A 20,926-nucleotide genomic window follows, 5' to 3' on the forward strand; every position below is an offset into this window, starting at 1 on the left:
CACAGTTGGTAAGCATTGGATTAAAGCGAAGGGCGATCACTGCGGATGGCATCACAGCACTGCCTCGATTTCGTTCCGTGCGGTTTCCGGGCCTGACAGCAGCGCCGCCAGATCCAGTTTGAGCGCCGGTCCTGCCATGGTTTCGATCATTCCGGTCGCCACGCGCGACCATTCCGGCCCGAATCCTCCCGGCACCTGCCCCGCTTCGCCCACTGCGGTGGTGATATCCTCGATCGAATCGACCATCAGCGCATAGGAATACCCCGCGTCTGCAACCACTGCAGCGCGGTGATCGGTGGGCCATTCGGAACCCCCCGGCCCCATGCCAAAACCCAGCGCATGGCGGCAATCGATCACGGTCAGCGCCTGACTGCGCAAAGCGGTAATGCCCGCGATCCATGCCGGGGTGCGCGGAATTGGCGTGATGGTGCCAATTTCAATCACCGACTTCACATCAAGCGCCGAAAGCGCACAGCGGCGTCCCGCGATCTGGGCGATGACAAGCAGGTCTCCGGTCATGCCGCCTCTCCGGTCTTGGCAGCCGCAAGCGCGGCCAGCAGCGCCTTGCGATCATAACGGTAGATCGTGGCCGTACCGGGCGGCGCATCGGGCTGATCGCGCAGGCGAATCACCCGTGCAGGTTGCGGATGGCCAAGCGCCTCGGCCACTTCGAAAACGTCTTCGAACATGATGCTGATGGCGGCGTCATCCACCGTGCCTTCGGGCAGGATGTCATAGCCTGCGCTGGTGACAAGCGGCGCAAGGATGGTACGCGCCCAATCGCCCGGCGGAAGCACGCAGCCTGGTCGTTCTGCGGCTTGCGGCGGTTCGCCATGGCGCGCAAACAGCGCGTGGGCATCGATCAGCGTTACGGGCCGTCCGTCGATAAGCGTCACCGCTTCGGCAAGCGGATCATCAGGCACCGGGTGCAGCGTGTCTGTCAGTTCAACCGCGTCTTCCACTTCGCGCACGGCAAAAAGCAGCTCGCACGCACCATCCGACAACCGCAGCAGACGCACGCGCGGCCGGGTAAATTCACCTTCCGGCAGTCCGACGAGCGGCAGGATGATGCCGTCAATCACGGCGCGCGGGCGAGCGCCCGGTCGATCAATGGCCGAAACCGGCGCGGTTTCTATGCGCTGGACCAGTTCAAGGCGCACCGCCGATCGCCGTGCCGCAAAATCGGTGAACACCATCGCACGCGGCACGTTGACAGCGCCAGTAGCTTCGCCCTCCGACGGCGCGATTGTGCGCACGCGGGTGTCGGACAAAAGGTTGTGCTGCGCGGCAATATTGGCGACATCAAGCAGCAGCACCGGCTGGCCATCATCAAGCAAGGTTGATCCGGCATATAGCCCGGATCGCATCACCGCCGGCGCGAGCGGCTTAACCACCAGATCGCCGTGGTTGTGTATCCCCTCCACCGCCAGCGCGAACAGATCGCCATTCGCCAGTCGCAGCATGACAAGCGTGGGATCGGCAGGGGCACACGCGTCGCTGGTCAGGCCCAGCACCGCGCCCAGCATCAGACAGGGCACACGGTTGCCGCGGAAGGTAATGAGCGCGGTTTCGCCCATGCGGGTGAAATCGAGTGTCCGGGCCGATCCTTGCACGATTTCCTCGACATAGCTTTGCGGGATTGCGAAGCAGTGCCCGCCGACTTCCACCGTCAGCCCGGCAATGATGCTGAGCGTAAGGGGAATCTGCAAGCTGAACAGCGTTCCGTGTCCCGGCTGGCTGGCCACCTTGATGCTGCCGCCGACCTTTTCCAGATTCTGACGCACCACATCCAGACCGACCCCGCGGCCCGATACGTTGCTGACGGTTTCGGCGGTGGAAAAGCCGGGTTCGAAGATCAGGTTCATGATCTTGTCCCGGCCCATTGCCGCGCGATCGGCGGCGGTGATGAGGCCGGTGGCGATTGCCTTGGCGGCGATGCGTTCTTCATCGAGCCCGCGTCCGTCATCCGAAATGACGATGGTGATGGTATTGCCCGATTGCCGCGCCGCGATGGCGAGCAGGCCGATTTCGCGTTTGCCGCCCGCAAGGCGGGCAGAGGGCGGTTCGACCCCGTGGTCGATGGCGTTGCGGATCAGGTGGGTGAGAGGATCGCGGATCGTCTCGATCATTTCGCGGTCCAGCTCCACGTCCCCGCCATCCAGATCGACCATGACCTGCTTGCCCAGTTCCGCCGACAGATCGCGCACCAGACGCGGCAGCGCGCCGAACAATGTCTCGATCCGCTGCATTCGCATCCGGGTAATGGCATCGCGCACGTCGGACAGGATCGTGGTCAGCCGTTCGAACGGCCCGTCGATGGTGGGCTGGTTGCCCGCCTGGCGCAGACGGTGGGCCAGATCGTTGCGCGCCAGAACCATATCGGACACGCCGCTCATCACCCGGTCGAGCAGTTCGACGGGCAGGCGGATGGTGCGCTGCGCTGCGGCGCTGTCCTGTCGGCGGGGGCTTGCCGGGGCGAGGCCGCCGGTTTCGTCGGCGGGGCACAAAAGCGCATCGGCGGGCGCGTGCAGCGGCGGCTTTGCCGCATCAGGCGCTGCGGGCGGGCCAGCGGCCGCGGCGTTGTCCTGAAATCCGTCGAGCGCGGCAATCAGAACATCATCGCCCCCTTCGGCAAATGCCTCACCCGCTTCGATCGCATCGATCATCAAGGCAATGCGATCGATGATGGCGAGCACCGCGGTGACAAGCTGCTGATCGGGTTCACGCCGACCGGCCCGGCAATCGGCCAACGCGTCTTCGGCAGCGTGGCTGAGCCCGGCAAGACGCGGAAAATCGAAGAAACCGCAATTGCCCTTCACCGTATGGACAAACCGAAAGATGGTATCCAGCCGCGCCCGATCCGCCGGATCGGCTTCCCACGCGACCAGTTCACCGCCGGATGCCTCCAGCATCTCGCGGGTCTCGGCGATGAAATCCGCCAGCAGATCGTCCATCAGATGCGCAACCTCTTAGCCTTTTTTGCCAAGAGACTATGGGGCATGGTTGGTTAACAACCGCCTAGCGCGGTGCGGCGGCAGCCTTATGCGGCGCGGCATGGCGGACAAAGATGTGCCTTACCAGCAGAACCGCCGTTACCGCACCGAACAGGTTGGCGGCAAGTTCCGCGGTGTAGATCGCCGCAGAACCCATGTCAGGCTGCAGGATCAGTGCCACCGGCAGCATCACCAGAAACACGCGCGCCACCGATTGCACCAGCGCAAAACCGGCCTTGTCGACCGCGTTCATGATGCCGTTGCCGACAATCAACAAACCGAACCCGGCATAACCCCAGGCTGCAATCTTCAGATACAGCGCGAATTCGGCCACCACGGCGGGATCATCGGTGAAAATCTGCGCCAGGCTTTCACCAGCTACCATCATCGCGCCTGCCACCAGCAGGCCCCAGGCGACACAGAATGCGGCCGCATACATCGTGGCTTCGCGCGCACGATCCTGGCGGCCTGCACCCCAGTTCTGGCCCACAATCGCCCCGATCGCACCCGACAGGCCCAGCAGCGGAACGATGACGAAACTTTGCAGACGCCCCGCCGCCCCAAAACCTGCCACCGCCGCTTCGCCTTCCAGCGCCACCAGCGCGGTCAGAACCGAAAGGCCCAGTGGATTGATCGCATTGGAAAACGCCGCCGGAAGCCCAACGCGGATGATCGCCTTGGCCGGATCGATCAGATTGCACTGAAGCAGCAAACCCAGATTCAGGGGCAAGGCGGTGCCGCGCAGCAACCACAGGGCCACCGCGACGCCTACGCCCCAGCCAATTGCCGTGGCATAGGCTGCGCCTGCAATGCCAAAACCTTCAAAGCCCATCGCGCCTGTAATCAGCAGCGGATCAAGCACCCAATTGGCCGCGGCATAGGCGATGCTGACGGTGCTTGTTCGCTTGGCTTCGCCCTGACCGCGCAGCACGCCGTTGAAACCCATGATCGCGAAGCTTAACGGGAAACCAATGGCATAAGGCACCATGTAGGTGCGGATCAGCGGCATGAGATTATCGGGCGCGTTCATCGCGGCAAAGATCGGGTCGATCAGCAACCACAACGCGAGCCCCATCAGCAGACCGCAGGCGCAGGCAAAGGCAATGCCGAAATTGGCGCGCCGCGCCGCGCGTTCAAAATCACCTTCGCCAAGGGCGCGGGCGACCACCGAATTGATGCCGACCATCACCCCCACACCCAACGATGTGCTGGCAACCGAAACAGGGAAGATGAAGCTGATGGCCGCAAGTTCCTCGCGCCCCAACTGCCCGATGAAATAGGCATCGACGATGCCGATCGACATGATTGCTGCCACGCCGATAACGGCCGGCAGGGTCTGGCTGACCAGATGCGCGGGGATCGATCCGCTGACAAGGCGGGGCAGGCTGGGATCGGACGCGCTCATGATCCTCGCGGCGTAGCCGCAGGCACGTGGCTTGCAAAGCATTCCCTGCGCGTGCGATAACAAGGCAAGAGGATCAAAGGAGAGGAACCGCGCAATGGCAACCCAGCTCAAACCCGCACCCGAAGGCAAGCAGGGTGAATGCAGCAAGGAAGAATGGCAGGCGCGGCTTGATCTTGCGGCATGTTATCGCATCTTCGATCACCTTGGCTGGTCGGAATCGATCTACAACCACATTTCGCTGAAAGTGCCGGGGGAAGCCGATACCTTCCTTATCAACCCGTTTGGGCTGATGTATTCCGAAGTCACTGCCAGCAATCTCGTAAAGATCGATGTTGAAGGCAACAATGTCGGCGGTTCGCCCTATATGGTGAACAAGGCAGGCTTCACGCAGCACGGCTATTTCCACAAGCATCTGGGCGCGCGCGCCGATGCGATCTGCCATGTCCACACCACCGCGACGATGGCTGTGGCCAGCCACAGGGACGGGTTGCTGCCGACCAATTTCTATGCCTGCAATTTCCAGAACCAGATCGGCTATCATGATTTTGAAGGCATCACGGTGCGCGCCGAAGAAGGCGAACGGCTGGTGCAGAACCTTGGCAATCATTCGATCCTGATGCTGCGCAATCACGGGCCTGTGGTGATGGATCGCACGATCCAGGGCATGTTCGTGAAGATGTGGGCCCTGCAGCGCGCCTGCGAAATTCAGGTAGCGACGCTGAGCATGGGCAATCCCGTGCTTGTCCCGCAGGACGTGGTGGATGTGCATCAGCGCGATCTGTCAGTGATGAGCGGGCAGGGCGGTGCGGGCATGTTCGATTTCGAAGCGTGGAAGCGCAAGATCGACAAGATCGACGATAGCTGGCGCAACTAGGGCCGGCTGGCTGATCGCAGCCTGTTTCCTACCGCGGGCAAGGCTGGCAGGCGGCAATGATGCGCTGCGGTAGCCCTTTTCCTTTCGTCTTTTGCCCTTTTGGTATGGGGGCAGATTTTCGTGTCCTGGACAGTGTCTCATGTGTCTCCAACAGCCGCAGGCCTGACCTTGTGAAAGCAAGCCGATGAGCCGCATGACGATCAACGAACGCCCGGTCGAGTTTGATCTCGATCCGCGGATGCCGCTGCTTTACGCGCTGCGTGAAGCGATGAATCTGACCGGCACCAAGGCGTGCGGGGGCGGGGCGCAATGCGGCGGAGCCTGCATGGTGCTGGTCGATGGCGTGGCGTTGCGGTCCTGTGCCATCACGCTGGCCGAAGCCGAAGGGCGGCTGATCACCACGATCGAAGGGCTCTCGCGCGACCGGTCGCATCCGGTGCAGCAGGCGATGGTGGCGCAGCAAGCAGTTCAGTGCGGATATTGCACTTCGGGGATCATCATCGCAGCGGCCGCTCTATTGCAACGCAATGTCGCACCCACGCGCGAAGACATGGATGCTGCGATCCCCAATATCTGCCGTTGCGGGGTTTACCCGCGCCTCATCAAGGCAGTGGAACAGGCGGGCCGGGTTGCGCAGCGGCAGGAACGCGTCAGCGCAGCGCCTGCCCCCGGTATCAGTCCTGAAGATGCCGCGCGGGCGGTTCCGGCGCTGCGCGTGCCAGCGCCGGACTAGATCATCAGAACCGAGCGGACAGTGTGATCCGCGCATTCAAGGGCGGCGCCACTGTCAGTTCGTCTGCCGAATGGGCGGTGGGGAAGTACAGTTCATCCAGCAGGTTCTCGACATTGATCTGCACCCGAAGGTCAGGGTTCACGTCATAGAACACCGCCATATCGACCCGCGCATAGGCGGGCAGCGTGGCAAAATTGGCATTGTCGGCAAAGCTTTCGTCCTGCGCGGTCAGCCCAAGCCCGAAGCCAAGCTGATCGGTTGCCTGGAAATTGTTCCAGATCGAAAAGCTGTGTTCGGGCAGTTCGCGCAGACGGCGTCCGGTGGGCCCAGTGCGGCCCTGCTGCGCGCCGTCGAGATAGGCGTATCCAGCGGTGAGGAACCAGTTGTCCAGCACTTGTCCCTGCAACTGGGCTTCAAACCCGCGGATCTTGGAATCGATGACATCGAGCGTATCGGGATTGCTGTCGGCCACCTGGGGCGACGACTGTTCGATCTGGAACACCGCGGCTGTCAGCGAAAGGTCAGGGCGGATATCCCACTTCACCCCCGCTTCAAGGTTCGAGAAGGTATTGGGATCCAGCGCGTCGGCGGGCGGGTTGATATCGGCGAACTGATCGCCCGAACGCGGCAGGAAGGTTTCCGAATAGCTGCCGTACAACGAAAGGTTCGTCATCGGCTTGATAATGACGCCCACACGCGGTGTGATCTCTTGATCCTTGCGCATGCGTATGGTGCCGTTGCGGTTGTCGAGCACGGTGATCTCGAACGAATCAAACCGCGCGCCCAGTACCACCCGAAGCCATTCGGCCAGCTTCACCTCATCCTGGATATAGGCCGAAAACACCGTCAAATCTGCTTCGGTGTCATCGTTGAGGGCGGTGAAGGCGACATTGGTGGTGCGCCCGTCCGCCAATGTGCCGGTGCCGCCGCGCAGCGGGAAGGGGCGGACAGCGGCAAATGTCTCGACATCGGATTGCGAGGTGTCAAACACCGCATTGAAACGATTGTTGTTGTTGCTGGTGTCGATGTATTCGCCGCCGACGATCAGGGTGTGCCCGATCCCCCCGGTTGCGAACTCACCGATCAGGTTGCCCGACAGAACCAGGTTCTGTCGCTGGCCTGCATCAATATAGCCATCGATTCTCACTTCGTTCCGGGCCGGGTTGTAACCCACGGGAAAGGCGTTCGAATACACCTTGGCATAATCGCCGAAGGACGCGGTGAGATTGCCCTTCACGTTGTCCGAAAAGGTATGCTGGACCGTTCCGCGCAGCACGTGCGCTTCGAATGTGGCAAAGTTGTTGTCAGGATCGCCGAAGGTGATGCGTTGCAGGAACCGCGCCGGATCGCCGTTGTCGTCCGACGGGATGCCACGATCAATAAAGCGTTGGTGATCGAGATATTCGTAGCTCAGATCAATCGTCGTCGCGCTGCCGATTTCGGCGCGGAAGGTCGGATTGATGCTGAACTGTTCGCCGTCGAACAGATCGCGATGATTGTCGAGGTGTTCGTAGGCGGCATTGATGCGCAGCGCCGATGTGTCGCTGGTGGCCAGGTTGAGATCGGCCCAGATATCATAGGCGCCAAAACTGTCGACCGATGTCCGCACGCCGCCAAAGGTTTCGCCAATGACGCCCTTCTTGGTCACGCGATTGAGGATACCGCCGGTTCCCCCGCGGCCGAACAGCAGCGCGTTGGGGCCGCGAAGAATTTCGACCTGTTCCAGATTGTAAAGCCCGCGGTAGTATTCGACATCGTCGCGCACCCCATCGACGAAGAAGTCCGCGGTCGATCGCACGCCGCGAAACACCACCGAATCGCGATGGCCTTCGCCCTGCGAGTTGGTGACACCCGGCGTGTAATTGATGATGTCGCCGATACTGTCGAAGCCTTGACGCACGATCTGGTCGGCGGTGGTGATCGAAAGCGATTGCGGCACATCGATGATCGGGGTGGGGGTGCGCACCGCGTTGATCTGATCGGTATACAGCACATTGCCGGTCACAATAATCGGCGCAGCTCCAGCTTCGACGGCTGCAGCGTTCGGATCTGCGGTTGTATCGGGGGCGGCCGATGCGGTTTCAGCCAAGGCAGGGAAAGCGATGCTGGCGCACCCAAAGAACAGGGCGGCACGCGCTGCACGGAGAATCATGGAATACCTTTCTTGCGATATGACTAGGCCGCTATTGCAACTTACTCGCAAATGCAACCTGACCACAACAGCGCTGCAAGTTCGCGTAGCAATGTGGCTTTCAGGACGCAGGTATCCTAACGTCGCAGCAATATTCATATCGGAGAACGCGCAGTGATGAAGGCGACCATCTGGCACAATCCTGCATGCGGCACATCGCGCAAGACATTGACCATCCTCGAAAATCTCAGCCGCGTTGAGGTTACGGTGATCGAATATCTCACGTCGCCGCCCACCGCCGAAAAGCTGCGTCAGCTTTACCGTGATGCGGGCATCACGCCGCAGCAAGGTCTGCGGCTTCGCGGCACGGATGCTGCCGAAAGAGCATTGGCGGATGCCGATGACGAAATTGTATTGGCCGCGATGGTCGCCGACCCCATTCTGATCGAGCGGCCACTGGTAGAAACAGACAAAGGGGTGCGGCTGTGCCGGCCGCAGGACGTGGTGCTGGAAATCTTGTGACCGGTCAGCCGCGTTCGCGCGTCAGGTCGGAATCTGGCTGAAGCGCAAACCAGCCATGCAGCAGCACCAGCGCGCACAGTCCAACGATCAGACCAAATCCCAGCCAATCCGAATGGCCGTACAGCCACACGCCAAGGGCCGGCGCGTAGATGTAGCTTGCGCCGGCCAATGATGCGACGATGCCGCTCGCCTGCCCCTGTTCGCTGCGGGTGACGGCAAGCGATGTGCCCGCGGTGGTTCCCGGACGAAACAGCCCGAACCCCAGTGACGCAATCGCATAACCCAGCGCAATCAGGTGCAGATCGCCCGCAATGGCCAGAACCAGCGTACCCACCGCAGCCGTTACAATGCCCCACAGCGTGGCGGCACGCGGGCCTAGGTTGAAGCGCGGGATCAGGCCCCATTGCGCCAGCAGTGTCGCAATCGCGCCGCTCATCAGCACCAGCCCTACCGGCCCGGCACCGTCTGCCGGCGTATCCCGCAGTCCAAGCCGGTCAAGCACCAGAAAGCCCGAAATGCCCAGCACCATTGCCTGTGCATGGCCGCCTACAAGCCCGGCGAACACCCAAGGGCGAAGCCGCGGATCGCGCCAGCCCAGACGCGGCGGTTCGCCCGGTGCTGGTGCCTCACCCGCATCTTCGGCCTCCATCGTGGCTTGCGGATCAACCGGAGCGCCAGTGCCGCTGGAATAGGCGACACCTGCCCCGCGCGCCGCATATTGCGGCTCGTCATTGGGGAGGCGCAGCCGCAACAGGATCAACGCGATCAGACCAATCGCGGCAAAGGCCAGAAACGGTCCGGTCAATCCCAACCCCAGAAACGACACCACCATCAGCGGCGCAAGCGCAGGCCCGATTACGGTGCCAAGCCCAAAGCTTGATGCGATCAGCGACAGTGCCTGCGTGCGTTCGGCGCGCGGTGTGCGCGATGCGACATAGGCCTGGACCGCAGGCGGCGCGGCGCTGCCAAAGCCGCCGTAAAGGCTGCGCGCTGCGGCAAATGCGATCAACGTCCAGAACCCTGACAGCCACCCTGACAGGCCCGCCCATAGCGCGGCGCCGCACAGCACGAAGGAGATGATGAACCCTGTCAGTCCCAGCGCCATCATCGCCTTGCGGCCGCGCTGATCGGATTTGCGTGCCCAAAACGGCGCGCACACCACCCACAAAAGCGCTGACCAGCTGTAGGCCAGGCTGATCCACACATCCTCCACCTGCAAGGCTGTACCGATGGATGGCATGACCGATTGCATCGCGGTGTTGCCCGCTGCCGTGACCAGCATGACCATGAACAACAGCGCCATACGCGGCGCGGGGATTGCACCCGTGGCCGCCGGTGATGGCGCGGTTCGCGCAGGATCGGATGGGGGCCGGGTCACGGTTGCGCGCCCGACCCTAGGCGAACAGATCGAGGTCTGCTGGCGGGACGCTGTCGCTCAATTGGCGATAGATCGACACGGTCAGCGCGTAAGACAAGGTGTAGAAGGTCGACACCATCGCCGCGGCGAAGGCGGCATTGCCGATCAACGCGACCTGTTCGCCCAGCGCTGACAGAACCAGCCCGATGATCATCGCCATGATCAATCCGATCACAAGCGCCAGAAGAGTCAGCATCAGGAAGAAGGCCAGCAGCCGGAACGAATTGGCTTTGGTCAGCCGCCACGATTGCCGCATCGCCGCAATCGGATTGCGACTTTCGCCAAGCACGATCACCGCATTGGTCAGGAAGTATTTCACCGTCAGATACAGCGTGACCGGCAGGACGACGAAACCGGCAAATGCGGCGGCAGTTTCGGGCAGAAGTCCCGTCAGAAACGATGGCAACTGGGTCACAAGGCCCACCAGCACTTGCGCCCCGAACAGCGGCAGTAGCAGGCGCGGCACCCGCTTGAGAACAGCGCCCACAGTGGGGCGGCTGCGGTCTCCCAGCAGTGCCAGAATGGCAGCGCCCCCGGCAAGCTGCCCCAACGCCACCAGAAGCACCGCCCACCAGTTCGCCATCAGAACCGCATTCAACTGCGCTGCAATCCGTTCAGGATCGGGTTCGCTGCCGGCATTGCCGAAATCCACGTCGCTGCCGAACAGCGCAAGGATCAGAACGAAAAACGGAATGAACAGGAAAATCCCTGCCAGAACGCTCACCAGATCGCGATTGGCCCCGATCACGCCGGTCGCCTGTGTCCAGGCCATGCCCATATCGAGCTTGCGGTTCGCCATTTTTGATCCTTTTTGCCGCGAGCCGTCGCAACTGCAATCGTCTCTTGATCTCGCCGCTCAATGCCCCCACCGATGCGCCATGGCAAGCACCGCACCGGCTTCGCGCCCGGCATATCCGATCGAATGGCGCCGCGAACACGCGCCAGTGGCTTACGCAGCAGCGCTTGCCGCGATGGAGGCACGCAATGACGCGGTGCACGCGGGCAAAGCGGCTGAGCTTGTCTGGCTGCTTGAACATCCGCCGGTCTACACCGCGGGCACCAGCGCCGATCCGGCTGAACTGGTGGATCCGCGGTTCGAGGTGGTCGAGGCCGGACGGGGTGGGCGTTATACCTATCATGGGCCGGGGCAACGGGTGGGCTATCTGGTGCTGGATCTGGCCAAACGCGGCAAGGATGTGCGCTGCTTCGTTCACGCCATCGAAGGTTGGGTGATTGCCACTTTGGCGGGTTTCGGGGTGGAAAGCTGGAGGGCTGAGGGCCGGGTGGGTATCTGGACAAAGGATATCGACGGTGCCGAGGCCAAGATCGGCGCGATCGGCGTGCGCGTGCGGCGCTGGGTCACGATGCACGGCTTTTCAGTGAATCTCGATCCTGACCTTTCGCACTTCGGCGGGATCGTGCCCTGCGGCATTGCCGAATACGGCGTGACCAGTCTGGCGCGGCTGGGGATGACCGTATCGCCGGAGCAATGGGACGATGCCCTGATGGCAGCAAGCGATGATTTCCTTGACGCATTGGACGCCGCCGCGAAAAGAGCGTGCCGATGACAAGATCTGCCCTTTTCGCCCTGTGCCTGCTTGCCGGAGCCTGCACCGATGATGCGTCCACCACACCAACCGGCGAAGATTCCGAGCCGGCAGGCGAAGTGCTGCCCGGTTCAATCAGCGACGCGATGATCCCGCTCGAACAGCTGGAATCGCAAGCTCCGCTGGCGCCGCGTCAGGTAGTGCCGGTGGATGACATCGATGCCGAACAGCCCGAAGTCATGCCGGCGCCCGGCATCAATGTTCCGCCCGCAAGCGAAGGGGCCGAAACAGCGCCTGCTGCCCCGGCCCCTGAACCTGCGGAATAAGGCCGCAGCTTATTCGGCCGCGTCGGTCTGTTCCTGTTCCAGCGTCGGATAGTCGATATATCCTTCAGGGATCGGGAAGTACCAGCTGCGCGGCACGTCCTTGTTCGGGTTCCAGTCTGCGCCGGCGGCGATCCGCTTTTCCAGATCGGGGTTGGAGATATACGGGCGGCCAAAGGTCACCGCATCGCACTTGCCCGATTCAACATCGGCGACCGCTTCTTCGGCGGTGTAATCGGAATTGAGGATCAGCGGGCCGGTGTAGATCTTGCGGATCAGCGGGCTCTGCTTGGGCACATCGGTGCTGCCGAAGGTGCCATCCGGGCCGGGTTCACGCAGTTCGACGAAGGCCAGGCCCAGCTCTTCGCAAACCTTCGCGGCCGCGCCGAACGTGGCTGCGGGATCGCTGTCATCGGTGCCTTGCGAATCGCCATTGGGCGACAGGCGGATGCCGACGCGGTCCGCACCCCAGACGTCGATCAGGGCTTCAAGCACTTCGCGCATGAAGCGGGTGCGGTTTTCGGGGCTGCCGCCATATTCGTCGGTGCGCAGGTTGGTCTTGTCGCGCAGGAACTGGTCGACAAGGTAGCCGTTCGCGCCGTGCAGTTGCACCCCGTCAAAGCCTGCCGCCTTCGCGTTTTCAGCGGCGCGGCGATAGTCGTGAACCGTGCGGCGGATGTCCTCCAGTGTCATTTCGCGCGCTTCGGCATAGGGCTTCTTGCCTTCGGGCGTGTGCGCTTCGCCGGGCGCGGTGGTGGCGCTGGCGGAGACGGGGGGCTGGCCATCAAGGAACACCGGGTGGACGATCCGTCCCATGTGCCACAGCTGCATCACGATCAGGCCACCTTCTTCGTGCACCGCCTTGGTAATCGGCTTCCAGGCTTCGACCTGCTCGTCGCTCCAGATCCCGGGCGCACTCGGCCAGCCAAGGCCTTCGCGGCTGATGCCGGTCGCTTCGGTCAGGATCATGCCCGCGCCTGCACGCTGGCGGTAATAGGTCGCCATCATGTCGTTAGGAACGAACATCGGTTCGGCCGCACGCCCGCGGGTGAGGGGCGCCATGTGGATGCGGTTCTTGGCCGTGAGCGCGCCCATCTTGAGCGGCTGGAACAGGGCATCGTGCATATGTGGGTAATCCTTTTAAGCCAGTTTCGATTGGCTATCCACTTGGGGCGCGGGAAGCTAGGGCGCAAGGATGGAAAATGAGGGCGGCGGCCAAGCAAATCTTGTCAGCACAGCTGCGGCCGCCGAAGCGCGTCCGGCTGCGTGGCTGTTGTTGGCGGCATTGCTGGGTGGAAACATCGCCTTGGCGCTGGGCCCCTGGTTTGTCCGCATGGCCGATACCGGGCCGGTGGCGGCAGGCTTCTGGCGGTTGTTTCTGGCGCTGCCTTTCGTGATCGTGCTGGCACGGGTCAACGGGCAGCGGCTAACCGGAATGGGGGCAAAGACGCTGGGACTGGTGGCGCTGGGGGCGATCACCTTTGCGCTGGATCTGGCCAGCTGGCATATCGGCATCGGCCTGACGCGGCTGGGCAATGCGACATTGTTCGGCAATGCCGGGTCGATCGTACTGCTGTTCTGGGGGTTCATCGCAGCCCGCATGTTGCCAAAGGGCCTGGAATGGCTGGCGATCGTCTTCGCGCTTGCGGGCGCGGCGATCCTGATGGGCCGCAGCCTTGAAATATCCAACGCCACGCTGATCGGCGATCTGTTCTGCCTTGCCGCAGGTCTGCTTTACGCGGTTTACCTGCTGACCCTGCAGGGCGCCCGCGGTGCGTTTGGTTCGTGGAGCCTGCTGGCATGGGTCAGCTTGTTCGGCTGCCCGGTGCTGCTTGCTATCGCTTTGCTGCTGGGCGAGCCGGTGTGGCCCGGAAGCTGGACGCCGGTGATCGGGCTGTTCATCGTCAGTCAGCTGATCGGGCAGGGATTGATGGTGTATTCGCTGAAATACTTCCCGCCGCTGGTGGTAGGGCTAGCGCTGCTTACGCAGCCAGCAGTCGCATCGTTTTACGGATGGCTGGCCTTTGGCGAAGTGCTGAGCGCGATGGATATCAGCGGCATGGTAATGGTTGGCGCGGCACTGGCGGTGAGCCGGGCGCGCGCCTGAACCGCGTCAGGCCCTGATACTGCGGTAACGCGCTTCCACCAGATCAAGATCGGGACCGGTGATCGCGGTCTGCGCCTGCGCAAACAACAGGTCCGCTTCGCGCATCAATGCGCCGCGCCGGGTTTCATCATTAATCACGCTGGCCGTGTTGGCGATGGTTTCAAGCGCCACGCTGGTAGCCAGCGGACTGGTGGCGACACCGCTGCGCATCGAACCGAAACCGCGCCCGACATAGTGGCTGAAGGGCGTATGCCGCCGGATCACACGCGCCGCATCGACGTCCGTATCCGAATGATCGGGTTCCTTGTGGATCAGGCTGCATTGCCCCAGTTGCGCCGTTGCGGCGCCCAGCCAGTGGATCGCGGTGATGGCGGTGAAGGGATCGTTGATCCCCGGCGACAGCGCGCGCAGGCCGATCTCGACCAACTCGTCGATCAGGAACCGCAGGTCCTGATCCGAGGTTCGCATTCCCCCCAGCGCAAAGGCCGATCGCGCCCTGTCGCAATCAAATGCCTCTTCGTCCGAAGCGCCGCATGATTGCCAATGGGCCAGAACCATGCCCGGATGCAGAAAATCCCCCGTGCGGCAGGCCAGGCTGATCCGGCCACCGCTGTCGCGCGCCACATCGGCAAGCTGACCGAAGCTGATTGATTGCACATAGCCTGCGACATGGGCGGTTATCGGTACGCCGGTGAAGGTATCGGCAATGATCGCCGCGCTTTCCTTGGCAGGATAGGTTTCGGCAATGTCGTGCATCAGACGGCGGCCGATGCTTTCCAGCACCGTGTTGATCCGGATCGATGCCGGGATATGATGCAGAAAATAGACCAGCGTGCCGACCGCTACGATAATTAGCGCATAGGCTACCACCAGCGAAAGATTGGGAACAAACGAAGCCAGTTCGAGCGTGGCTCCGGTTGCATCCGTGGTCACCGCCCCGTCATGCCGGATCGTGCGCAGCACATTCACGCAATAGACGAAGGTGGCGATGAACACCGCAAGGCTGACCTTGTTGCCGCGGTCTTCCATGAAATTGTTCAGCAGCCGCGGACCGTAGGTGCCGCTGGCATAGGCCACCGCCGCAATCGTGATCGAGAACACGGTAGAGGCCACCGCAAGCATCGACCCTGCGACCAGCGTCAGAATGTCCGAAGCACTGTCGGGCCCAGCCAGTTCAATGAAATACAGTTCGCCCAGCCATGCCGTATTGCTGGTGCGATCTATCGACAGCGTGGCGCTGGAAAGAAAGAACGCCGCGACGGCAAGCAGGGCCGGAAAGAACCAGTAACTGCCCTTGATGGCCTGCCACACAACCCTGATGCGCGCCGTCATTCCTTCGCCCCCTTGTCTGCGCTGCCGCCCCGCAGCGGATCAATCGCCCGAAAAGGCGACCTTGCCCAGATCGCCCAGACCCACCGTGCCGCTGGCCATTTCCAGCATCCGGTCGAGGCTGCGCTTGGCTTTCAGGCGGATGCCTTCCTCGATTTCGATCTGCGGCGTCAGGTCGCGCAGGGCGGTGTACATCTTCTCCATCGTGTTCAGCGCCATGTAGGGGCAGATGTTGCACGAGCAGTTGCCGTCCGCACCCGGCGCACCGATGAAGGTCTTTTCGGGTAGCGCCTTTTCCATCTGGTGGATGATGTGCGGCTCGGTCGCGACGATCAGGGTGTCGCCGGGGAAGGTCTTGGCAAAGCTGAGGATGCCGCTGGTCGAGCCGACGTAATCGGCATGGTCGATGATGTTCGGCGGGCATTCCGGGTGCGCCGCAATCGGCGCGCCGGGGTGTTGCTCCTTGAGCTTGAGCAGTTCGGTCTCGCTGAAGGCTTCGTGCACGATGCACACGCCCGGCCACAGCAGCATTTCGCGGTCGAACTTGCGGGAAAGGTAGCCGCCAAGGTGCCGGTCGGGGCCGAAGATGATCTTCTGTTCGGGCGGGATCTGCGCCAGGATCGTCTCGGCGGAGGATGACGTGACGATGACGTCCGACAGCGCCTTCACCTCGGTCGAGCAGTTGATATAGGTCAGCGCGATGTGATCGGGGTGGGCTTCGCGAAAGGCCCGGAACTTGTCCGGCGGGCAGCTGTCTTCAAGGCTGCACCCGGCGTCCATGTCGGGCAGGATCACGGTCTTCTGCGGGCTCAGGATCTTGGCGGTGTCGGCCATGAATTTCACGCCGCAAAACAGGATCACATCAGCATCGGTCGCCGCGGCCTTGCGCGACAATTCGAGACTGTCGCCCACAAAATCGGCAATGTCCTGAATGTCGGGCGTCTGGTAATAATGGGCGAGGATCACCGCGTTGCGTTCCTTGCGCAGGCGGTTGATCTCAGCCAGCAGATCGGTGCCGGTGGGGTTGCGGGTCAGCAGGCTCATAGGTCAGTTCCCGTTATCTTGGTTGCCGCCGATATAGGGCACGCTCGGCGCTTTTCGAGCGGATTCATTCGTCGGCGAAGCGAACATCGACCCGCGCCGCGTCATAGCCGATGACCTGCAGGGGCACGGCCAGGTTCTGGCGCACCGCCTCGCGCGCGGCGGTGCGGGCGAGGGCAAGCACTTCGGGGTTTCGCGCAAATGCGGCGGCCTTGGTCTCGGCCACCTGCGAGTTCTTTTCCGAAAGCCGTTGCTGCGATCCGCCGGTGTTGAGCAGCCCTTCAGTGAACAGCCGCGCCTTGGCTTCGTCGATATTGGGGCGCGAGGTCTGCAATTGCGGCAAGGTCACGGTCAACGTCTGGCTGGCTTCGTCCCACCCGAAATCATCGCGCTGCATCGCCGACAGGTCGAGTCGGTAATCGATGCTGGCGGGCACGATCATCGCCTGACGCACGCGCCGCACGGGCACGGTCGCGATGGTCTGTTCGTATTCGCTTGTCGCCACGACTTCGAACCGGCTGGCAAACACCACGAGGCTGTTCTGCTTTTCGAAGGCGAGCATGGCGCTGGCCACCGGATCCCCTTCCTCCTGATAATAGAACGCCCGCCATCCCAGCCATAGCGACAGCGCGGCGAGCAACGCGATCACGACAATAAGCAGTTTTTCGCTGCGCGCCGAAAGCGATCCGCCATTGGCGCTGACCCTGGGAAGCACGGAAGTCTGGGCCGGGGGCCGTTTCAAATCGTCTGCCATGTCTCGTCCCCATGTGCCCCGGTGCGCTTGGCCAGCCCGCGCTTTTCCAGATCGATCAGATGCGCGGTGACACTCATTTCCGCCGCCCCGACGAGGCGCGGGTCAAGGCCCTTGTACATTGCCGGGATGAAATCGCTGACTGCGCGGGGGGCTTCGGCCAGCAGTCGCAGGATCTGCCCCTCGCGCTGGCGGCGGTGACCGATCATGCCGCGCACCAGCTGGCGCGGTTTCTCGATCGCGGCACCGTGGGCCGAATGGTAACGCACGTCCTCGCGCGCCATCAGCTTGTCGAGGCTCGCCATGTAATCGCCCATGTCGCCATCGGGCGGGATGACGACGCTGGTCGACCAGCCCATGACGTGATCGCCGGTGAACAGCGCGCCGCTTTCTTCCAGCGCGAAGCACAGGTGGTTGGAGGTATGGCCGGGCGTGGCCACGGCGGTCAGCGTCCAGCCGGTGCCGCGCATCGCTTCGCCATCGGCCAGCACGCGATCAGGGGCGTAGGTGGGATCGAAGGCCTCGTCCGAACGCGGGCCATCGACCGCCAGCACGAGCGGCGCGCAGCCGACGATCGGCGCGCCGGTCTGCGCAGCCAGCGGCGCGGCGGCGGGGGAGTGGTCGCGGTGGGTGTGAGTGCACATGATCGCCACGATGGTGCGCCCGGCAACGGCGGCCATGATCGCTTCGAGATGATCGGGGTCGTTCGGGCCAGGGTCGATCACGGCGCAGTCCGGCCCGTCGGCCATTCCGACGACATAGGTCTGCGTGCCGGTGAAGGTGTAGGGCGAGGGGTTGGGCGCCAGCACGCGGCGCACCAGAGGCTCGACATCTTCGGCAAGGCCCGTGGGCCAGGGCTGGGGAGGGATCGTGACCATGCTCTTGCATATGGCGAGCGCCATGGCAGATGTCACCCCGGAGAGAGGGATACCGATGGCCGACTATATTCTGGTGCTCGATGAAGGCACCACGTCCACCCGCGCGATGCTTTTCGCTTCCGATGGCGTGCTGGTGGCGAGCGCGCAGGAACCGCTGACGCAGCATTACCCGCAAAGCGGCTGGGTCGAGCATGATCCGCGCGAGATCTGGGACAAGACGCTCGCCTGCGCGCACGAGGTTATCGGCAAGGCGGGCGGCGCGGCGATGATCGCAGGCATCGGCATCACCAACCAGCGCGAGACCGTGGTGGGGTGGAACCGGCAGACCGGCGAGCCGCTGACCAACGCGATCGTCTGGCAGGATCGCCGCACCGAGCCGCTGTGCGCTGCCTTGCGCGATGCCGGGCACGAACCAGGCGTGCAGGAACGCACCGGCCTGCTGCTCGACCCGTATTTCTCCGGCACCAAGATGCGCTGGATGATGGACAACGTGCCCGCAGTGAAGGCGGCGGCGGAGAACGGCACGCTGGCTTTCGGCACGGTCGAAAGCTGGTTGACCTTCAAACTGACCGGAGGAGCGGCGCACATCACCGATGCCAGCAACGCCAGCCGCACGTTGCTGATGGGGCTGGAAGATGCGCAGTTCGACGATGGGCTGTGCGATCTTCTCGGCGTGCCGCTGGCGGCGTTGCCTGGTGTGGTGGACATGTCCGGGCCGCTGGCAATGACAGCCGCCAGCCTGTTCGGCCGCGCCATTCCGATTGCGGGCATGGCGGGCGACCAACAGGCCGCGACGATCGGGCAGGCCTGCCTGGCTCCCGGCCAGACCAAGGCGACCTTCGGCACCGGCGCTTTCGTGCTGACGTGTCAGGGCACCCGCATTCCCCGTTCAACCAACCGCCTGCTGGGTACGGTGCTGACCCAGATGGATGGCGCCCGCACCTATGCCATCGAAGGATCGGTGTTTGTTGCAGGCAGTCTGGTGCAGTGGCTCAGAGATTCGCTGGGTATCGTCCAGGTCGCTGAAGAAACCGAGGCACTGGCGCGGTCAATCCCTGACAGTGGCGGCGTGGTGATCGTGCCGGCCTTGTCCGGGCTGGGCGCCCCGCACTGGCAGCCGGGGGCACGCGGCGTCATCGCCGGGCTCAGCTTTGCCAGCGGCAAGGCGCAGCTGGCGCGCGCGGCGCTGGAATCGATGGCGCATCAAACCCACGACCTGTGCGCCGCCTTCAGCGCCGACGGCGCACCATGGCACACGCTCCGCATCGATGGCGGCATGGCAGCCAATGACTGGATGGCGCAGGATCTGGCCGACATGCTGGACGTGACGGTGGAACGCCCCGGCTTTGTCGAAACCACCGCGCTGGGAGCGGCCATGCTGGCGGCGTGCGGGGTAGGAATGTTTCCCGACCTTGATACCGCTGCGCAGGCGATGCGCGGACGGTTGACGCGGTTCGTGCCGCAGATGGCACCGGATGTCAGGGCAGCACGGCTGGCGTCGTGGAAAAAGGCGCTCAGCGCGGCTTGACCCGCTCGCGCAGCAGCGATCAGCCCGTGCGGCCGAATTCGCGCCCGATGCGATCCTGAAACGCCCGCGCGGGCGATGCCACCTCGAAATTCTGCCGCCAGGCATCATCCAGACGGGCGATCCGGCGATGCAGGCGTTCGGTATCGGCAATCAGCGCCCGCGTTTCGGGTTCGAGCATTGCCAACTGCCGGTCATCCGATCCGCGATCAGGTGGCAAGGCGCCGTGCAGCCGCATCTGATTTTCGCTGAGCTCACCCTGAAACAGCGCGCGCTGGTTCAGCAGCCACGCCAGCACGTGCATCATGCGAGTGGTGGTCTTCAACCCTTCGGTCGACAGCGCAAGGCGTGCAAACGCGTCTTCTCCGGCGACCGGTTCACGCGTGCCCGCGGCAAAAACGGCGCGAACCTCATCCGCCAGAATAAGGGCTTCGGTGTAAAGCGCCTCGACGATCGGGCGGGAAAGATTGGAAGTGCGAGCCATGATGCGGGCAAGGTTACGCTGCGACACGGGGCTCCGCCATATGGGTATGGTTACTTTCCAAGCAATTTTTGCTTTCGTCCCGCCCGGGAACACAATTCATGCTTTGGTAACCACGATGGCACGGCGCGAGCGGTGCTGGACCCGTCGCCGGACGACCACACCTTAAGCGATGATATCGGGCAGCAACGTGTCTTCGATGATCGCAATCTGATCGCGCAATCGCAACTTGCGCTTTTTCAGACGCGCGATCTGAAGCTGGTCAGCCGTTGCACTTTCGCGTGCCGCTTCGGTCAAGGCGGCAATCGCGGCGTCAAGGTCACGATGCTCGGTCTTGAGCAATTCGAGCTTTTTCTTGAGCTCCTGCTCGGTCATGGCGGCCCCTGCTTTCCTGTCGCGATGCTATGCCCGCCGTGCGCTACGCCTTCGCGACTGAATTTGGTAGATGGCAGATGGCACTTTCGCCCAGCCGAACCATCATTCAGCGTTGCACGGTTCGTCCTGCGTATGCGCGGACGTATCGATTCACGCTTCGTCAGGGCTTTGCATCTTAGCGTGCCTGTGGTTTCAATGAAGCCAGCGGCCCGGCCGCTTCAAGCGCCGAGTCGCCTTTTTCGGGGGCATTCCCCCGCAGACAGGAGAACGCATAATGGCATCGATTGCAGTGTCTTCCCACCTCAACGCGCTTCAGAACAAGCACGCCGGGCTTGAAGCCCGCCTGCGCGACGAAATGGCGCGTCCGATCCCTGACACCGCGACGATCCAGGCCCTCAAGAAGCAGAAACTGCGACTGAAGGAAGAAATCAATTCGGCCTGATCGGCGCCCTCCCGCCACCCAGACGCCCTGTGCGGGCGGTAAGCTGCAAAGG

General features: G+C 63.0%; 21 protein-coding genes. 8 read left to right on the plus strand and 13 right to left on the minus strand.

Annotated elements, in window-relative coordinates:
- Positions 1-51: 51 nt before the first annotated feature.
- The 3 genes from SJY33_RS00080 to SJY33_RS00090 form a co-directional block, all read right to left on the minus strand.
- Positions 52-519 (minus strand): chemotaxis protein CheW, encoded by a 468-nt coding sequence (locus SJY33_RS00080; RefSeq protein ID WP_379920455.1) that lies wholly within the window; start codon positions 517-519, stop codon positions 52-54.
- On the minus strand, positions 516-2,954 hold the full coding sequence (locus SJY33_RS00085; protein WP_379920456.1) for a chemotaxis protein CheA: 2,439 nt from the start codon (positions 2,952-2,954) through the stop codon (positions 516-518). Before SJY33_RS00085 ends, SJY33_RS00080 begins: the two co-directional genes overlap by 4 nt.
- A 64-nt stretch (positions 2,955-3,018) precedes the next feature.
- Entirely contained in the window at positions 3,019-4,398 is a 1,380-nt protein-coding gene (locus SJY33_RS00090) for an MATE family efflux transporter (protein WP_379920457.1), read from the minus strand.
- A gap of 94 nt (positions 4,399-4,492) precedes the next feature.
- Here SJY33_RS00090 and SJY33_RS00095 point away from each other — a divergent pair, with 94 nt between their 5' ends.
- On the plus strand, positions 4,493-5,272 hold the full coding sequence (locus SJY33_RS00095) for a class II aldolase/adducin family protein (protein ID WP_379920458.1): 780 nt from the start codon (positions 4,493-4,495) through the stop codon (positions 5,270-5,272).
- A gap of 184 nt (positions 5,273-5,456) precedes the next feature.
- Positions 5,457-6,005 (plus strand): (2Fe-2S)-binding protein, encoded by a 549-nt coding sequence (locus SJY33_RS00100; RefSeq protein WP_379920459.1) that lies wholly within the window; start codon positions 5,457-5,459, stop codon positions 6,003-6,005.
- Between the two features lie 4 nt (positions 6,006-6,009).
- On the opposite strand, the gene SJY33_RS00105 is transcribed toward SJY33_RS00100, so the two are convergent.
- Positions 6,010-8,157: a TonB-dependent receptor gene (locus tag SJY33_RS00105; protein WP_379920460.1), complete on the minus strand. Its 2,148-nt coding sequence runs from the start codon at positions 8,155-8,157 to the stop codon at positions 6,010-6,012.
- Positions 8,158-8,313: 156 nt separating this feature from the next.
- Here SJY33_RS00105 and SJY33_RS00110 point away from each other — a divergent pair, with 156 nt between their 5' ends.
- Positions 8,314-8,658: an arsenate reductase family protein gene (locus SJY33_RS00110; protein WP_379920461.1), complete on the plus strand. Its 345-nt coding sequence runs from the start codon at positions 8,314-8,316 to the stop codon at positions 8,656-8,658.
- Positions 8,659-8,662: 4 nt separating this feature from the next.
- On the opposite strand, the gene SJY33_RS00115 is transcribed toward SJY33_RS00110, so the two are convergent.
- Positions 8,663-9,961 (minus strand): MFS transporter, encoded by a 1,299-nt coding sequence (locus tag SJY33_RS00115; protein ID WP_379923486.1) that lies wholly within the window; start codon positions 9,959-9,961, stop codon positions 8,663-8,665.
- Positions 9,962-10,052: 91 nt separating this feature from the next.
- Entirely contained in the window at positions 10,053-10,874 is an 822-nt protein-coding gene (locus SJY33_RS00120) for a hypothetical protein (RefSeq protein WP_379920462.1), read from the minus strand.
- A 79-nt stretch (positions 10,875-10,953) separates the two neighbouring features.
- Here SJY33_RS00120 and lipB point away from each other — a divergent pair, with 79 nt between their 5' ends.
- Both lipB and SJY33_RS00130 read left to right on the plus strand, forming a co-directional pair.
- Positions 10,954-11,643, plus strand: a complete 690-nt coding sequence (lipB, locus tag SJY33_RS00125; protein ID WP_379920463.1) for a lipoyl(octanoyl) transferase LipB — start codon at positions 10,954-10,956, stop codon at positions 11,641-11,643.
- On the plus strand, positions 11,640-11,948 hold the full coding sequence (locus SJY33_RS00130; protein WP_379920464.1) for a hypothetical protein: 309 nt from the start codon (positions 11,640-11,642) through the stop codon (positions 11,946-11,948). The genes lipB and SJY33_RS00130 overlap by 4 nt, the downstream gene beginning before the upstream one ends.
- A gap of 9 nt (positions 11,949-11,957) precedes the next feature.
- Here the strand turns inward: SJY33_RS00130 and SJY33_RS00135 are convergent, their stop codons facing one another.
- The gene (locus tag SJY33_RS00135; RefSeq protein WP_379920465.1) at positions 11,958-13,070 is read right to left on the minus strand and encodes an alkene reductase; all 1,113 of its coding nucleotides are present in this window, start codon (positions 13,068-13,070) and stop codon (positions 11,958-11,960) included.
- A gap of 70 nt (positions 13,071-13,140) precedes the next feature.
- Here SJY33_RS00135 and SJY33_RS00140 point away from each other — a divergent pair, with 70 nt between their 5' ends.
- Positions 13,141-14,052, plus strand: a complete 912-nt coding sequence (locus SJY33_RS00140; RefSeq protein WP_379920466.1) for a DMT family transporter — start codon at positions 13,141-13,143, stop codon at positions 14,050-14,052.
- Positions 14,053-14,058: 6 nt separating this feature from the next.
- Here the strand turns inward: SJY33_RS00140 and SJY33_RS00145 are convergent, their stop codons facing one another.
- The 4 genes from SJY33_RS00145 to SJY33_RS00160 form a co-directional block, all read right to left on the minus strand.
- Positions 14,059-15,384 (minus strand): DUF2254 domain-containing protein, encoded by a 1,326-nt coding sequence (locus SJY33_RS00145; protein WP_379920467.1) that lies wholly within the window; start codon positions 15,382-15,384, stop codon positions 14,059-14,061.
- Between the two features lie 39 nt (positions 15,385-15,423).
- Positions 15,424-16,425: a quinolinate synthase NadA gene (gene nadA / locus SJY33_RS00150; protein WP_379920468.1), complete on the minus strand. Its 1,002-nt coding sequence runs from the start codon at positions 16,423-16,425 to the stop codon at positions 15,424-15,426.
- A gap of 64 nt (positions 16,426-16,489) precedes the next feature.
- A complete protein-coding gene (locus SJY33_RS00155; protein WP_379920469.1) occupies positions 16,490-17,176 on the minus strand; it encodes a DUF4230 domain-containing protein in 687 nt (228 codons plus the stop codon).
- On the minus strand, positions 17,161-18,051 hold the full coding sequence (locus SJY33_RS00160) for an MBL fold metallo-hydrolase (protein ID WP_379920470.1): 891 nt from the start codon (positions 18,049-18,051) through the stop codon (positions 17,161-17,163). The genes SJY33_RS00155 and SJY33_RS00160 overlap by 16 nt, the downstream gene beginning before the upstream one ends.
- A gap of 55 nt (positions 18,052-18,106) precedes the next feature.
- Here SJY33_RS00160 and glpK point away from each other — a divergent pair, with 55 nt between their 5' ends.
- On the plus strand, positions 18,107-19,579 hold the full coding sequence (gene glpK, locus SJY33_RS00165) for a glycerol kinase GlpK (RefSeq protein WP_379923487.1): 1,473 nt from the start codon (positions 18,107-18,109) through the stop codon (positions 19,577-19,579).
- A gap of 19 nt (positions 19,580-19,598) precedes the next feature.
- On the opposite strand, the gene SJY33_RS00170 is transcribed toward glpK, so the two are convergent.
- Positions 19,599-20,087, minus strand: a complete 489-nt coding sequence (locus SJY33_RS00170) for a DUF1465 family protein (RefSeq protein ID WP_379920471.1) — start codon at positions 20,085-20,087, stop codon at positions 19,599-19,601.
- A gap of 135 nt (positions 20,088-20,222) precedes the next feature.
- Positions 20,223-20,432, minus strand: a complete 210-nt coding sequence (locus SJY33_RS00175) for a DUF465 domain-containing protein (RefSeq protein ID WP_379920472.1) — start codon at positions 20,430-20,432, stop codon at positions 20,223-20,225.
- A 274-nt stretch (positions 20,433-20,706) separates the two neighbouring features.
- On the opposite strand from SJY33_RS00175, the gene SJY33_RS00180 reads away from it, so the two are divergent.
- Positions 20,707-20,874 carry a YdcH family protein gene (locus SJY33_RS00180; protein ID WP_379920473.1) on the plus strand — a complete coding sequence of 56 codons (168 nt, stop codon included), beginning with the start codon at positions 20,707-20,709 and terminating at the stop codon, positions 20,872-20,874.
- Positions 20,875-20,926: the final 52 nt, after the last annotated feature.

The sequence above is a fragment of the Erythrobacter sp. R86502 genome (assembly GCF_042466465.1).
Taxonomy (GTDB): Bacteria; Pseudomonadota; Alphaproteobacteria; order Sphingomonadales; family Sphingomonadaceae; genus Erythrobacter.